The sequence below is a fragment of the Streptomyces sp. NRRL B-24572 genome, assembly GCF_002156145.1.
Classification (GTDB): Bacteria; Actinomycetota; Actinomycetes; order Streptomycetales; family Streptomycetaceae; genus Streptomyces; species Streptomyces vietnamensis.
Window position 1 is genome coordinate 1 of sequence record NZ_MWIG01000874.1, and the last position, 560, is coordinate 560.

Annotated in this window: 1 protein-coding gene; it reads right to left on the reverse strand. The window is 71.8% G+C overall.

Going from position 1 to position 560, the window contains the following annotated elements; translation table 11 throughout:
- Positions 1-487 (reverse strand): helix-turn-helix domain-containing protein (locus CCN56_RS37525; RefSeq protein ID WP_143664759.1); only part of this gene is annotated, 487 nt, incomplete at its 3' end.
- Between the last annotated feature and the right edge of the window lie 73 nt (positions 488-560).

Here is a 560-nt window from a genome sequence, read left to right on the forward strand (position 1 = left end):
CGTTGGTCCAGTCGCTGCTGGGCATGACCATCCTGGCCAGCGTCCGGCCGCTGACTTCTCCGCGCTGCTTGAGCACCCACAGCAGGGCGGCGGCGTGGCGCCGGGTGAGCAGGATGAGGCTGTCCTCGACCTGCTCGACCGCGGGCAGCGGGCGGTCCGGCTTCTCCAGGTGCTCCTCGGCCCAGGCGACGATCACCGGCAGCACCGGCAGCAGGGCGGCACCACGGTCGGTGTGGCCGTAGGTGACGTGCCGCGCGGTGTGTTCGGTGCGCTCGACGAGCCCGGCGTCGCACAGCGACGTGAGCTTGGGGTGGAGCTGGCCGTTCTGCAGCCAGGGCACCCGGGCCGCCAGCTCGCTGTAGCGCAGCGGCGGACCGGAGAGCGCCAGCATGATCCTTACGTTCCAGCGCGGAGTGATCATTGCGAGGGCCTCGGTGACCCGGGCGATGTCGGCGTCGGTGTCGGGAGGCAGAGCGGTGATGGCCAAGGGAGGGACTCCTGGGAAGTGAAGAGGGATTCGCCCGCGGGTCAGCGGCTGCGGGGCGCGCTTGGGGCCGGGC